Raw genomic sequence first — 13,296 nt, 5'->3', positions numbered from 1 at the left:
TTGATGCGGGCATTTTTCATATCAGGCAATCAGCACCTGTCATTGGTCGTCGAAATACCGCTCATGCCAATCCACCAGCGGCTGCGGCGAGTTGAGCTTCTGGCCGTAGATCACCGAGTACGACAGCACGTTCTGCACGTACTGGCGGGTTTCGTCGAACGGGATGCTTTCCACCCAGACATCGAAGCTCAGGTGATCGGCACCGCGCAGCCACTGGCGCACACGGCCGGGGCCGGCGTTGTAGGCGGCGGAGGCGAGCACGCGGTTGCCGTTGAACTGGCTGTGCACCTGGCTCAGGTAGGCGGCGCCGAGCTGGATGTTCTTGTCCGGATCGAGCACTTGCTGCGGCGAGGCCAGCGGAATGCTGAACTTGCGTGCGGTTTCCTTGGCGGTGCCGGGCATCAATTGCATCAGGCCGCTGGCACCGACCCCGGAGCGGGCGTCGTCCATGAACGCACTTTCCTGACGGGTGATGGCAAACACCCAGCTCGAATGCAGGCCACGAACCTTGGCCTCACGCACCAGAGTGTCGCGGTGGGCCATCGGGAAGCGGATATCCAGATCGTCCCAGTATTGCGCCTGACTGATGGTGCGGATCGCCGGGAAATACCATTTCAGGTCGTAGGCCAGTTTGGCCTGGGCGACCATTTCGTCCCGATTGAAATGACGGCTGACGTGATACCACTCGCGGCGACCGTCGACGATCTGCCCGCGCGCATGAAATTCCAGCGCACGCCGCACGCCGGGAGTGTTACGCACCTTGTTGATGGTCGCCTGGCTAAGCACCAGCGGCTTGTTCATCAGCGAGTAGGGTAGCTGCGAGCGGTCGGCGGCGAGGAAACCGTAGAAATCGCGTTCCTTCGCCAGGTTCTTGTACAGGCTTTGCGCTTCCGGGTTCTGCGGTTGCGCCAGTTCCAGGCTGCGGGCCTGCCAGTAGCGCCAGCGGTTGGTGGTCGCCAGATCCTGTGGCAGGCGACGAGTCAGCTGATAGGCATCGTCCCAGCGTGCCAGGCGCAGCAGCAGACGCAGGCGCCATTCGGACACGGTGTTGTCACGCAGTTCCGGATCGTATTTGGTCATCACGTCCAGCGCGCGGCTGTCGAAACGCCGGGCCAGGGTCAGGCCGATTTCCCGGGCAATCGCGACTTTCTCGTCACGGGAGAAATGCATGCTGCTGGCATAACCGTCGAGCAGGGCCATGGCCTTGTCCGGGTCCTGACGGGCGAGGCGGCGCAGGCCGAGGCTGACCACGTCGGACATCGGCTCGTCGGCCGGGGTGAAGCGCGATGGCTGATTGAGCAGCTCGGGTTTCTGCGCCACATCCACCAGCAGCCGACCGCGCGGGGCGAGGGTGGTCAGGCCGTTGACCAGGCTGTTGGCCAATGGATAGTTGCGCGCCTGGGCGGCGAGTTTGGTGCGTTCCCAGCGTTTCTGTTCGGTCAACTGACCGTCGGCGGCCCAGATCCCGAACAGTCCGTCACAGGCGGCCGGTTGCGATTTGCCGGTCAGCCACAGTTTGTCGGCGTTGGCATAGCCCTCGGCCTTGTGGCCGCTACTGATCTGGAACTGCGCATTGAGGCAGTCCAGTTCGGTGAAGTTGAGTTTCGGGTCGTAATATTTGGTGAAGGTGGCCCAGTCGCCACGGTCGGCGAGCCAGCGCAACCAGCGCAGTTTCATCCAGTTGGCCTGGGGCAGGTCGCCGTGCTCGGCGAGGAATTTCTCGATTTCCTCGTTGCTCGCGGTCTTCAGGCGCGCGGTCAGTTCGTCGTAAGCCAGGTACGGTTCCAGCGGATAATCGGCAAGCGCCTGGCTGTAACGGAAGTACGGGCCGGTATCGCCCTTGGCCAGCGCGCGCTTGGCTTCATCGTAATACTGGCGTTGGGTGGACAGGTCCACCGCCTGGGCGGATTGAGCGGCAGCGGCGGTAAGTAGCAAACAGGACAAGACACTGAAAAGGCGACTGCGCATGAGACATCCGGGCAGAGAAATCATGACAAGCACTGGCCGTGGCCAGCACTGAATTGTCTGTAGCTTAGCCTTTTGCCAGCAACGGGCGAAAGCTTTGCCGGTCTCGCAGCACAAGTTCGCAACAAATGTTGTGCAGAGTGCTTCGGCAGACAAATTGCCGGCCTGCTGAGGGCCTGAATCAGGTAGAATGCGCGCCCGGTTTTTGGAGAAGCTCATGACCCTGCTCAAATTCAGCGATGTGTCCCTTGCATTCGGCGCGATGCCGTTGTTGGACAAGGTGTCCTGGCAGATCGCCCGTGGTGAGCGGGTGTGCATCATCGGCCGCAACGGCACTGGCAAATCCAGCATGATGAAACTGGTCAAGGGCGACCAGAAGCCCGATGACGGCTCGGTGTGGCGTGCCCCCGGTCTGAAAATCGGCGAATTGCCGCAAGAATTGCCGGTGGCCGACGGGCGGACCGTTTTCGACGTGGTTGCCGAGGGCCTCGACGGCGTTGGCGCCTTGCTCGCCGAATACCATCACCTGAGCCAGAACATCGTCACCGACGCCGACCTGGACAAGCTGATGCACGTCCAGCACGACCTCGAAGCCCGTGACGGCTGGCGCTTGCAGACCCTTGTCGACAGCACTTTGAGCCGCCTGCAACTGCCGGCCGACAAGACCCTTGCCGAGTTGTCCGGCGGCTGGCGTCGTCGCGTGCTGCTGGCGCAGGCGCTGGTGTCCGAACCGGATCTGCTGCTGCTCGACGAACCGACCAACCACCTGGACATCGGTGCGATTGCCTGGCTCGAAGAAGCCCTGAAGGATTTCCAGGGCGCCGTGCTGTTCATCACGCACGACCGTTCTTTCCTGCAGAACCTGGCTACGCGCATCCTCGAACTGGATCGCGGCGGCCTGATCGACTGGAACGGCGACTACGCCAGCTTCCTGGTGCACAAAGAAGCCGCGCTGGCCGCTGAAGAAACTGCCAACGCGCTGTTCGACAAGCGTCTGGCCCAGGAAGAAGTGTGGATCCGTCAGGGCATCAAGGCCCGTCGGACCCGTAACGAAGGTCGCGTCCGAGCCCTTAAAGCCCTGCGTGTTGAGCGCAGCGAGCGTCGCGAGCGTACCGGCAAGGCGAATATCCAGCTGGAAACCGCCGACAAGTCCGGCAAGCAAGTGATGGTGCTGGAAAATGTCAGCTTCCATCACCCGGACGGTCCGTACCTGATCAAGGACTTCTCGATGGTCCTGCAGCGCGGCGACCGTATCGGCCTGCTCGGTGCCAACGGTACCGGCAAGACCACCCTGCTGAAGCTGATGCTCAATGGTCTGCAACCGACCAGCGGCAAAGTGGAAGAGGGCACCCGGATTGACGTGGCCTACTTCGACCAGTTGCGCCATCAGTTGGATCTGGAAAAGACCGTGATCGACAACGTCGCCGAAGGTCGCGACTTCATCGATATCGACGGCCAGAGCCGCCACGTCCTCAGCTACCTCGGCGACTTCCTGTTCAGTCCGCAGCGTGCGCGTACGCCGGTCAAGGCGCTGTCCGGTGGCGAACGTGCGCGTTTGCTGCTGGCCAAACTGTTCAGCAAACCGGCGAACCTGCTGGTCCTCGACGAACCGACCAACGACCTCGACGTGGAAACTCTCGAGCTGCTCGAAGAGGTGCTGCTGACCTTCAACGGCACTGTGCTGATGGTCAGTCACGACCGGGCATTCCTCGACAACGTGGTCACCAGCACCCTGGTCTTCGAAGGTGAAGGCAAGGTGCGTGAATACGTCGGCGGCTATCAGGACTGGATCCGTCAGGGCGGGTCCCCGCGCCTGTTGGGCGTGACCGAGAGCAAGTCGGGCAAGGCTGACCTGAATTCGGCGGTGGTCACCGCTGAGCCCGCCGTGGTGGCCGCACCTGTCGCTGCCGCGCCGGCTGCAAAGAAAAAATTGAGCTACAAGCTGCAGCGCGAACTGGAAGCGTTGCCGGGTGACATTGATGCCAAGGAGCAGCAGATCGCTGCGGTCGAGGCCGAGATGGCTGAAGCTGGTTTCTATCAGCGTCCGCCGGCAGAAACGGCCAAGGTGATTGCTTCGCTGGAGCAGTTGCAGGCTGAGCTGGATGCGCTGGTCGAGCGTTGGGCCGAGCTGGATGCCTGATTGATCCGGTAACAAAAAAGCCCGGCGCTCAGTGATGAACGCCGGGCTTTTCATATGCGGATATAGGTGAAGATTCCAATGTGGGAGCGAGCTTGCTCGCGAAAGCGGTATGTCAGGTAGCATCAATGTTGATGTGCCGACGCCTTCGCGAGCAAGCTCGCTCCCACAGGGTTTTGTGTTTCAGCGTTTGATCAGGTGCACCGCCAGCACGTCGCAAGGTGCGCCGTGCAGTACGTCGTTGGCCGTGGACCCGAGCAGCAGCGCCAGACCGTGGCGGCCGTGGCTGCCGACCACGATCAGGTCGCACTGGTTTTCCTTGGCGAAATGATGGATTTCCTGACGTGGCTGACCATAGGTCAGGTGGCAATTGGCGCCCTCGAGTTCGGCGTATTTGGCTTTCAAGCGCTCAAGTCGCTCCTTGGCCTGATCGAACTGCTGCTGTTGCAGTTGTGACAGATCCATCGGCACGTCGCCGCCAAACGCCATCGCCATCGGTTCGACGATATGCACCAGCGACAGCTTGGCGCCATTGCTCGCCGACAGCTCTCGGGCGCGGTGAATCACAGGGTCGCACTCTTCGGTCAGGTCTACGGCGACCAGGATATGGTTGTAGGGCATGAGGTGCTCCTCGTGACGGTTCAATATTGTTAAGTATGGCTGGTTTCAAGCGCATTGGTTCCAAAGTGACACAATGCGCTCACCTTAAGTCGGGAGTAGAGATATGACGGTCTGGTTGGTGGTGTCAATCCTGCTGGTGGTTTTGAGTCCACTGGCATGGTTGCGCCCATCGCGTGTGCAGAGCGGCCGGATGGCCCTTCGCATGGAGGCGCGACGCATCGGGCTGGCCATGCAACTGGCGCCTCAGGAGTGGCCACACTGGCTGTCTCAGGAGCCGCCCAGCCCATGCGCGCAATATCATCGGCCACGGCGTGGCACCCAGCCGGCGTGCTGGACCTACTGGCAGAAATCGCCGGGTGTGTGGGTCAATCAGTGGCAGGAGGTCTGCGAGGACCGCCTGCTGCTCGATCATTTCGAAAAGTTGCCGGGCAACGTGTTCAAGGTCGAGGCCGACAAGCAGATGATCGCGCTGTACTGGGGCGAGAAGGGCGAAGCCACGGTTTTGCAGGATATCGACGCGACTCTGAAAGCGCTGGCCTGACTCGCGGACTTTTCCCACTGCAAGGGTGGGGAGCGTCCGGCAGACGAGCAATAAAAAGCCCGACATGATTCATCGGGCGGGGTGGCCAGGCAGGCCGGTAACTTTTTTTATCGCTGACTTGGCTTTTCGCGGTCAGCGATTCTCCCTGTAGTCCAGCCAGCGTAGCCTGTTAAACAAGGCTCGCCGGGAATTAGGGCGACTTTTCTAACTATTGATTCTATGAATGGCTTTGCATGCAGCTGCGTGTTGCGGATCTGTGTGCAACGGAAATGACCACAAAGTCGCATTTCAACCCGTATTTTGGGCGATTGACAATTGTTGGAAATTCCGTGAAGGTGACGTACCCAAATCAAACGGGCGTATGAATTGAGCGTTTGTCTTACAGACTGCTCCTACAGAATCCCGACTATCGCGTTGGCGGGTGTGCCGGGTGGATTGGCGTCAGCATCGACGAAAAAACGTCCTGCCGAGCCATTTACCTGCGTCCGACGTGTACTGTTCAGCTTCCATATCGTGGAGATCAGTTGATGATTTACGAAGGTAAAGCCATCACGGTTAAAGCTCTTGAAAGTGGCATCGTCGAATTGAAATTCGACCTCAAGGGTGAGTCCGTCAACAAGTTCAACCGTCTTACCCTGAACGAACTGCGTCAGGCCGTGGACATCATCAAGGCAGATGCTTCGATCAAGGGCGTGATCGTCAGCAGTGGCAAGGACGTGTTCATCGTCGGCGCCGACATCACCGAATTTGTCGACAACTTCAAGCTGCCGGATGCCGAGCTGGTTGCTGGCAATCTCGAAGCCAACAAGATCTTCAGCGATTTCGAAGACCTCAACGTTCCGACCGTGGCCGCGATCAACGGCATCGCCCTGGGTGGCGGTCTGGAAATGTGCCTGGCGGCGGACTACCGCGTCATGTCGACCAAGGCCAAGATCGGTCTGCCGGAAGTCAAACTGGGCATCTACCCAGGCTTCGGCGGCACCGTGCGTCTGCCGCGCCTGATTGGCGTCGATAACGCCATCGAGTGGATTGCCGCCGGCAAGGAAAACCGTCCTGAAGACGCTCTGAAAGTCAGCGCCGTCGACGCCGTGGTGGCCCCCGAGAAGCTGCAGGAAGCAGCCCTTGAACTGATCAAGCGCGCCATTTCCGGCGAGTTCGACTTCAAAGCCAAGCGTCAGCCAAAACTTGAAAAACTCAAGTTGAACGCCATTGAGCAAATGATGGCCTTCGAAACCGCCAAAGGTTTCGTGGCAGGTCAAGCCGGCCCGAATTACCCGGCGCCGGTCGAAGCGATCAAGACCATTCAGAAAGCCGCGAACTTCGGTCGTGACAAGGCGCTGGAAGTCGAAGCTGCGGGTTTCGTCAAGCTGGCCAAGACCTCTGCCGCGCAGAGCCTGATCGGCCTGTTCCTGAACGATCAGGAACTGAAGAAAAAGGCCAAGGCCTACGACGAAATCGCCAAGGACGTGAAGCAGGCAGCCGTACTCGGCGCCGGCATCATGGGTGGCGGTATCGCCTACCAGTCGGCCTCCAAAGGTACGCCGATCCTGATGAAAGACATCAACGAGCACGGTATCGAGCAGGGTCTGGCCGAAGCCGCCAAACTGCTGGTTGGCCGCGTTGATAAAGGTCGCATGACTGCTGCGAAAATGGCTGAAGTGCTCAACGGCATTCGTCCGACCCTGTCCTACGGTGATTTCGGTCACGTGGATCTGGTTGTCGAAGCGGTTGTCGAGAACCCGAAGGTCAAGCAAGCCGTGCTGGCTGAAGTCGAAGACAAGGTCAAAGAGGACACCATCCTCGCGTCCAACACCTCGACCATTTCCATCAGCCTGCTGGCCAAAGCCCTCAAGCGTCCGGAAAATTTCGTCGGCATGCACTTCTTCAACCCGGTGCACATGATGCCGCTGGTGGAAGTGATCCGTGGCGAGAAGTCCAGCGAGCTGGCAATTGCCACTACCGTTGCCTACGCCAAGAAAATGGGCAAGAACCCGATCGTCGTCAACGACTGTCCGGGCTTCCTGGTCAACCGCGTTCTGTTCCCGTACTTCGGCGGTTTCGCCAAGCTGGTCAGCGCCGGCGTGGACTTCGTCCGCATCGACAAGGTCATGGAAAAATTCGGCTGGCCAATGGGCCCGGCGTACCTGATGGACGTGGTCGGTATCGACACCGGCCACCACGGTCGTGACGTGATGGGTGAAGGTTTCCCTGATCGCATGAAGGATGACCGTCGTTCGGCCATCGACGTGCTGTACGAAGCCAAGCGTCTGGGTCAGAAGAACGGCAAGGGCTTCTACGCCTACGAGGCCGACAAGAAAGGCAAGCAGAAGAAGGTTGCCGACCCGTCGGTGCTGGAAGTGCTCAAGCCGATCGTTTACGAGCAGCGCGAAGTCACTGACGAAGACATCATCAACTGGATGATGATCCCGCTGTGCCTGGAAACCGTGCGTTGCCTGGAAGACGGCATCGTTGAAACCGCCGCCGAAGCCGACATGGGTCTGGTCTACGGTATCGGTTTCCCTCCATTCCGTGGCGGTGCGCTGCGCTACATCGATTCGATCGGTGTTGCCGAGTTCGTTGCCCTGGCTGACCAGTACGCTGATTTGGGCGCGCTGTACCACCCGACCGCGAAGCTGCGCGAAATGGCCAAAAACGGCCAGAGCTTCTTCGGTTAAGCGCCCCCAACTAGAGTGAGAGTGAACTTATGAGCTTGAATCCTAGAGACGTCGTGATTGTCGACTTCGGTCGTACTCCGATGGGCCGCTCCAAGGGCGGCATGCACCGCAACACCCGCGCCGAAGACATGTCGGCGCACCTGATCAGCAAACTGCTGGAGCGCAACGCCAAGGTCGATCCTGCTGAAGTCGAGGACGTGATCTGGGGCTGTGTGAACCAGACCCTGGAACAAGGCTGGAACATCGCGCGCATGGCGTCGCTGATGACCCAGATTCCGCACACCTCGGCCGGCCAGACCGTCAGCCGTCTGTGTGGCTCGTCGATGAGCGCTCTGCACACTGCGGCGCAAGCGATCATGACCGGTAACGGTGACGTGTTCGTGGTTGGCGGCGTCGAGCATATGGGTCACGTGAGCATGATGCACGGTGTCGATCCGAACCCGCACATGTCGCTGTACGCAGCGAAAGCCTCGGGCATGATGGGTCTGACCGCAGAAATGCTCGGCAAGATGCACGGCATCACCCGTGAGCAGCAGGACGCCTTTGGCGTGCGCTCCCACCAGTTGGCCCACAAGGCAACTGTGGAAGGCAAGTTCAAAGACGAAATCATCCCGATGCAGGGCTACGACGAAAACGGCTTCCTGAAGCTGTACGACTACGACGAAACCATTCGTCCGGAAACCACTCTGGAAAGTCTGGCGGCCCTCAAGCCTGCCTTCAATCCAAAGGGCGGCACCGTGACTGCCGGTACTTCGTCGCAGATCACCGATGGTGCTTCGTGCATGATCGTAATGTCGGCGCAACGTGCGCAGGACCTGGGGATCCAGCCGATGGCGGTGATCCGTTCGATGGCAGTGGCGGGTGTGGATCCGGCGATCATGGGCTATGGTCCAGTGCCGGCGACACAAAAAGCCCTGAAGCGTGCGGGCCTTGGCATCAACGATATCGACTTCTTCGAACTCAACGAAGCTTTCGCTGCACAGGCGCTGCCAGTGCTGAAAGATCTGAAAGTACTCGACAAGATGAACGAGAAGGTTAACCTGCACGGCGGCGCGATCGCCCTGGGTCACCCGTTCGGTTGCTCCGGTGCCCGTATTTCCGGCACCTTGCTGAACGTGATGAAGCAGAATGGCGGCACCTTCGGGGTGGCCACCATGTGCATTGGTCTCGGCCAAGGCATCTCCACCGTCTTCGAACGCGTTTAAGCGTCTCGTCGATGGAAGCCGGGGCCAAGTGCCCCGGTTTTTGTTTTTGTGGATTTATTTTTGTATTTATTTTGAAAAAATTTGAGTGAGGGCCAAAACATGCCGATACAACCTGGGCTCTACCAACATTACAAAGGTCCGCAGTACCGCGTATTCAGTGTTGCGCGGCATTCCGAGACCGAAGAGGAAGTGGTGTTTTACCAAGCCCTGTATGGGGATTACGGCTTTTGGGTACGCCCTTTGAGCATGTTCGTCGAGTCGGTCGAGGTTGACGGCGAGCAGGTGCCACGCTTTGCTTTGGTGCAAGCCGAACCGAGCCTTTTTTCCAAGGCATGAGGCGAGTGCGCACAGAACCCTGTGCTTGACCTCACCTTGTATCAACTATATATAGCGGTGCCGCGTCAGGCGCCAACCGCCTTTCACTTCTAGAATTCAGGAATTTTCTGATCCATGGGCAAATCGCTGGTCATTGTGGAATCCCCGGCTAAGGCCAAGACCATCAACAAGTATCTGGGCAACCAATACGTGGTGAAGTCGAGTATCGGCCATATCCGAGACCTGCCCACCAGCGGTTCGGCTAGCGCCAGCAAAGAGCCAGCCGCCAAGCGCGGCAAGGCTGCCGCGGGCGAGGGGCCGGTGCTCACGCCGAAAGAGAAAGCGCGCAAGCAACTGGTCTCGCGCATGGGGGTCGATCCCGAGCATGGCTGGAAAGCCCAGTACGAGATCCTCCCGGGCAAAGAGAAGGTCATCGAAGAGCTGCGCCGGCTCGCCAAGGATGCTGACACCATCTATCTCGCAACCGACTTGGATCGCGAGGGGGAAGCCATTGCCTGGCACCTGCGCGAAGCCATCGGTGGTGACGACAGCCGCTACAAGCGCGTGGTGTTCAACGAAATCACCAAGAAGGCGATTCAGGAAGCCTTCTCCGAGCCGGGCGAGCTGGACATCGATCGTGTGAACGCCCAGCAGGCGCGTCGTTTCCTCGACCGCGTCGTGGGTTACATGGTCTCGCCGTTGCTGTGGGCGAAAATCGCCCGTGGCCTGTCGGCCGGTCGCGTGCAATCGGTTGCCGTGAAGCTGGTGGTCGAGCGTGAGCGCGAGATTCGTGCGTTCAACCCGGAAGAGTACTGGGAAGTGCACGCTGATCTTGGCACCGCCAAGGGTTCGACCGTACGTTTCGAAGTGGCGCGCGAGAAGGGTGAAGCCTTCAAACCGCTCAACGAAGCCCAGGCCATGGCCGCGCTGGAGAAGCTCAAGTCTTCCAGCTACAGCATCGTCAAGCGCGAAGACAAACCGACCAGCAGCAAGCCGTCGGCGCCGTTCATCACGTCCACCCTGCAGCAGGCCGCGAGCAACCGCCTGGGCTTCGGCGTGAAGAAAACCATGATGATGGCCCAGCGTCTGTACGAAGCCGGCTACATCACTTATATGCGTACCGACTCGACCAACCTCTCGGTTGATGCCGTGGCGATGGCGCGCACCTACATCGAAGACGAGTTCGGCAAGAAGTACCTGCCGGAAACGCCGAACGTCTACAGCAGCAAGGAAGGCGCACAAGAGGCTCACGAAGCGATTCGTCCGTCTGACGCCAACACCACGCCAAGCAAGCTGGCGGGCATGGAGCGTGATGCGGAGCGCCTCTACGAACTGATCTGGCGCCAGTTCCTCGCTTGCCAGATGCTCCCGGCGCAATACCTGTCGACTACCGTCAGCGTAGGAGCTGGCGACTTCGAGCTGCGCGCCAAGGGCCGTATCCTCAAGTTCGACGGTTACACCCGCGTCATGCCGCAGATCGCCAAGCCTGGCGATGACGATGTTCTGCCGGACATGGCGCAGGGCGACGCGATGAAGCTGATCAAGCTCGATCCGTCGCAGCACTTCACCAAGCCGCCGGCCCGTTACTCCGAAGCGAGCCTGGTGAAGGAAATGGAAAAACGCGGCATCGGTCGTCCTTCGACCTATGCAGCGATCATTTCGACCATTCAGGATCGCGGCTACGTGACCCTGCACAACCGTCGTTTCTACTCGGAAAAGATGGGCGACATCGTCACCGAGCGTCTGTCGGAGAGCTTCTCGAACCTCATGGACTACGGCTTCACCGCCGGCATGGAAGAGAACCTCGATGATGTGGCTCAGGGCGAGCGCGACTGGAAAAACGTGCTGGACGAGTTCTACGGCGACTTCAAGAAGAAGCTCGAAGTGGCCGAGAACCCGGAAAGCGGCATGCGTGCCAACCAGCCGGTCATGACTGATATTCCGTGCACCACGTGCGGTCGTCCGATGCAGATCCGTACTGCATCGACCGGCGTGTTCCTCGGTTGCTCCGGCTACAGCCTGCCGCCAAAAGAGCGCTGCAAGGCCACCGTCAACCTGGTGCCGGGCGACGAGATCGCTGCGGACGACGAGGGCGAGTCGGAGTCGCTGGTGCTGCGCGGCAAGCATCGCTGCCCGATCTGCAGCACGGCGATGGACGCCTACCTGCTCGACGAGAAGCGCAAGCTGCACATCTGCGGTAACAACCCGGATTGCGCCGGCTACGAAATCGAAGAGGGCAACTACCGCATCAAGGGCTACGAAGGTCCGAGCCTGGAGTGCGACAAGTGTGGCAGCGAGATGCAACTCAAGACCGGCCGTTTTGGCAAGTTCTTCGGTTGCACCAACCCGACCTGCAAGAACACCCGCAAACTGCTGAAGAGCGGTGACGCGGCGCCGCCGAAGATGGACCCGGTGAAGATGCCTGAGCTGAAATGCGAAAAGGTCAACGACACCTACATCCTGCGCGACGGTGCTTCCGGTCTGTTCCTGGCGGCCAGCCAGTTCCCGAAAAACCGCGAGACCCGTGCTCCGCTGGTGATCGAGATTCTGCCGCACAAAGATGAGATCGATCCGAAATACCACTTCCTTTGCGAAGCGCCGCAGAAGGACCCTGATGGTCTGCCGGCAGTAATCCGTTACAGCCGCAAGACCAAGGAGCAATACGTGCAGACCGAGGTCGACGGCAAGCCTACCGGCTGGAAGGCGTACTACGACGGTGGCAAGTGGACTGTTGAAGACAAGCGCACGAAAGCCAAGGCTGAGTAAGCGTTAGCCTGATACACAAAAGGCCGCATGATGACCCTCGGGTTTCATGCGGCCTTTTTGTTTTGTGCTTGCGGTCGGATCCGTTGATCCACGACACTGTCGGGTCTGTGTGACGCAATTATTTCGCTGTGGAGACTATCGGCATGGCGCACGAACTCTATACCCGCACCAATCAGAAGATCTATTTCGCCGGCCTGTCGCTGGAGGCTCTGGCTCGCGCCGAAGAGGGGCGGGCGATGAATTCGTTGGCGCTGATTCAAGCTGGACGTGAGTCGGCGTTGTTTCACCTCTACGGTGCGCTGTTGGGGCTGTGTCATGAGATCGCCGGTTTCTATCGTCTGCCTCAGGCCAATGCGTCGCGGGCCGAAGCGCTGTTGACTCGTGATGTTCTGGAGTCGATTGCGATCCCTGAGCTGGCCGAGATGGTGGAGCTGGCCGGTAACCCTGAAACCTGGCTGGCGAAACTGCTGGCGGCGCACTCGGCGTTGTTCCAGCCGCCACGGGTGCCACACAAGCCCAAGGGCGATGTGACGCAGCCATTGATTCAGGCCGTTAATCTGGATGAAGAAGAGTCGCCGCAGGAGTTGAGTCGGGAAGAGCTGGAGAGCTGGCGGCAGCATCTCAAAGGCTTGGCCATCCGCTTTCGCGAAGGCTTGAACGAGTGCTGAGGACAATTGACACAGTGGCAATCTGAAGCATGCTGCTGGTCAAGATCCCGAGCGAAGCCTGAATGATGTCTATATAATCCCTGCCTTTCGTGGAGAACAGACCTATATGCCAACGTCCTTTCTAGAAATTGTCGAGTTACCAGACGGCCGAATCGAACTGCGCAGGGCTGAGGACGAGGGTTCTCTGGTGACGCTGGATTTCTCCGAGGATGCCAAGGCGTTCCTGCAAGGCCAGCACGTGGAAATCGCCAAGGCGATGTTGAGCGTCGGCGTACAGATGGCCGGTCGTATGGTCGAAGGCGAATTTGATAAGGAAGAAGGGCCGCGGGTTCTTCACTGATCCCCGCTGCTTTTTGGTGTCTGCCGTTACTGCACCAAGTTGGCTTCTCTGTCCCTGGAGAAG

10 protein-coding genes are annotated in these 13,296 nt (G+C 59.5%); 8 read left to right on the top strand and 2 right to left on the bottom strand.

Annotation, left to right across the window (positions count from 1 at the left end; translation table 11 throughout):
• Positions 1 to 39: 39 nt before the first annotated feature.
• The gene (locus ABV589_RS05600; protein ID WP_367085203.1) at positions 40 to 1,968 is read right to left on the bottom strand and encodes a transglycosylase SLT domain-containing protein; all 1,929 of its coding nucleotides are present in this window, start codon (positions 1,966 to 1,968) and stop codon (positions 40 to 42) included.
• A gap of 214 nt (positions 1,969 to 2,182) precedes the next feature.
• Here ABV589_RS05600 and ABV589_RS05595 point away from each other — a divergent pair, with 214 nt between their 5' ends.
• Positions 2,183 to 4,105, top strand: coding sequence for an ATP-binding cassette domain-containing protein (locus tag ABV589_RS05595; protein ID WP_166497692.1), 1,923 nt, complete (start codon positions 2,183 to 2,185; stop codon positions 4,103 to 4,105).
• A gap of 180 nt (positions 4,106 to 4,285) precedes the next feature.
• Here ABV589_RS05595 and ABV589_RS05590 read toward each other — a convergent pair whose 3' ends face one another.
• Complete coding sequence (locus ABV589_RS05590) at positions 4,286 to 4,723, bottom strand: universal stress protein (RefSeq protein ID WP_007961810.1); 438 nt, start codon at positions 4,721 to 4,723, stop codon at positions 4,286 to 4,288.
• Positions 4,724 to 4,826: 103 nt separating this feature from the next.
• Between ABV589_RS05590 and ABV589_RS05585 the strand changes: the two genes are divergently transcribed.
• From ABV589_RS05585 to ABV589_RS05555, 7 genes are all read left to right on the top strand, one after another.
• Positions 4,827 to 5,264 carry a hypothetical protein gene (locus ABV589_RS05585; RefSeq protein WP_027611444.1) on the top strand — a complete coding sequence of 146 codons (438 nt, stop codon included), beginning with the start codon at positions 4,827 to 4,829 and terminating at the stop codon, positions 5,262 to 5,264.
• Between the two features lie 527 nt (positions 5,265 to 5,791).
• Complete coding sequence (fadB, locus tag ABV589_RS05580) at positions 5,792 to 7,939, top strand: fatty acid oxidation complex subunit alpha FadB (RefSeq protein WP_367085202.1); 2,148 nt, start codon at positions 5,792 to 5,794, stop codon at positions 7,937 to 7,939.
• A gap of 29 nt (positions 7,940 to 7,968) precedes the next feature.
• Positions 7,969 to 9,144, top strand: a complete 1,176-nt coding sequence (gene fadA, locus ABV589_RS05575; protein WP_003226599.1) for an acetyl-CoA C-acyltransferase FadA — start codon at positions 7,969 to 7,971, stop codon at positions 9,142 to 9,144.
• 99 nt (positions 9,145 to 9,243) lie between these two features.
• Positions 9,244 to 9,480 (top strand): DUF1653 domain-containing protein, encoded by a 237-nt coding sequence (locus ABV589_RS05570; RefSeq protein WP_007961814.1) that lies wholly within the window; start codon positions 9,244 to 9,246, stop codon positions 9,478 to 9,480.
• Positions 9,481 to 9,594: 114 nt separating this feature from the next.
• Positions 9,595 to 12,225, top strand: coding sequence for a type I DNA topoisomerase (gene topA / locus ABV589_RS05565; protein ID WP_367085201.1), 2,631 nt, complete (start codon positions 9,595 to 9,597; stop codon positions 12,223 to 12,225).
• Positions 12,226 to 12,368: 143 nt separating this feature from the next.
• A complete protein-coding gene (locus ABV589_RS05560; RefSeq protein ID WP_367085200.1) occupies positions 12,369 to 12,893 on the top strand; it encodes a DUF6586 family protein in 525 nt (174 codons plus the stop codon).
• Positions 12,894 to 12,999: 106 nt separating this feature from the next.
• Positions 13,000 to 13,233: a hypothetical protein gene (locus tag ABV589_RS05555; protein WP_003226592.1), complete on the top strand. Its 234-nt coding sequence runs from the start codon at positions 13,000 to 13,002 to the stop codon at positions 13,231 to 13,233.
• The last annotated feature ends 63 nt before the right edge of the window (positions 13,234 to 13,296 follow it).

Origin of the sequence: Pseudomonas sp. HOU2 (genome assembly GCF_040729435.1) — a bacterium.
Lineage (GTDB): Bacteria > Pseudomonadota > Gammaproteobacteria > Pseudomonadales > Pseudomonadaceae > Aquipseudomonas.
The sequence above is the reverse complement of the archived record's forward strand: the minus strand, read 5'-3'. Positions and strand labels throughout refer to the sequence as shown.

Coding starts and splice junctions, on each gene's coding strand:
- ABV589_RS05600 (WP_367085203.1), bottom strand. CDS start 1,968: ATGCGCAGTCGCCTTTTCAGTGTCTTGTCCTGTTTGCTACTTACCGCC.
- ABV589_RS05595 (WP_166497692.1), top strand. CDS start 2,183: ATGACCCTGCTCAAATTCAGCGATGTGTCCCTTGCATTCGGCGCGATG.
- ABV589_RS05590 (WP_007961810.1), bottom strand. CDS start 4,723: ATGCCCTACAACCATATCCTGGTCGCCGTAGACCTGACCGAAGAGTGC.
- ABV589_RS05585 (WP_027611444.1), top strand. CDS start 4,827: ATGACGGTCTGGTTGGTGGTGTCAATCCTGCTGGTGGTTTTGAGTCCA.
- fadB (WP_367085202.1), top strand. CDS start 5,792: ATGATTTACGAAGGTAAAGCCATCACGGTTAAAGCTCTTGAAAGTGGC.
- fadA (WP_003226599.1), top strand. CDS start 7,969: ATGAGCTTGAATCCTAGAGACGTCGTGATTGTCGACTTCGGTCGTACT.
- ABV589_RS05570 (WP_007961814.1), top strand. CDS start 9,244: ATGCCGATACAACCTGGGCTCTACCAACATTACAAAGGTCCGCAGTAC.
- topA (WP_367085201.1), top strand. CDS start 9,595: ATGGGCAAATCGCTGGTCATTGTGGAATCCCCGGCTAAGGCCAAGACC.
- ABV589_RS05560 (WP_367085200.1), top strand. CDS start 12,369: ATGGCGCACGAACTCTATACCCGCACCAATCAGAAGATCTATTTCGCC.
- ABV589_RS05555 (WP_003226592.1), top strand. CDS start 13,000: ATGCCAACGTCCTTTCTAGAAATTGTCGAGTTACCAGACGGCCGAATC.